Origin of the sequence: Phaeobacter sp. SYSU ZJ3003 (assembly GCF_041300735.1) — a bacterium.
GTDB classification, from domain to species: domain Bacteria; phylum Pseudomonadota; class Alphaproteobacteria; order Rhodobacterales; family Rhodobacteraceae; genus Phycobacter; species Phycobacter gallaeciensis_A.
The window spans coordinates 1-493 of record NZ_PXNU01000133.1; the positions used below are offsets into that span (position 1 = coordinate 1).

Here is a 493-nt window from a genome sequence, read left to right on the forward strand (position 1 = left end):
CACCGTCACCGAGGAAGTCACCGGCATCGATATCGTGCAGGCGCAGATCCTGATCGCCGAGGGCAAGAGCATTGCCGAGGCCACCGGCAAGGCCGATCAGTCCGAGATCCGCCTCAATGGTCATGCGTTGCAGACCCGGGTCACCACCGAGGATCCGCTCAACAACTTCATCCCTGACTATGGCCGCATCACCGCATATCGGTCGGCCACCGGCATGGGCATTCGCCTTGATGGCGGCACCGCTTATGCGGGCGGGGTGATCACCCGCTATTACGACAGCCTCTTGACCAAGGTCACCGCCTGGGCACCCACCCCGGAAAAGGCGATTGCTCGCATGGACCGCGCCTTGCGCGAATTCCGCGTTCGCGGTGTCTCCACCAACATTGCCTTTGTCGAGAACCTGCTGAAGCACCCGACCTTCCTCAGCAATGAATACACCACCAAGTTCATCGACGAGACGCCGGAGCTGTTCAACTTCGCCAAGCGCCAGGAC

General features: G+C 61.3%; 1 pseudogene. It reads left to right on the plus strand.

Annotated elements, in window-relative coordinates:
- A pseudogene (locus tag C6W91_RS21050) lies at window positions 1-493 on the plus strand (pyruvate carboxylase); the annotation flags it as partial.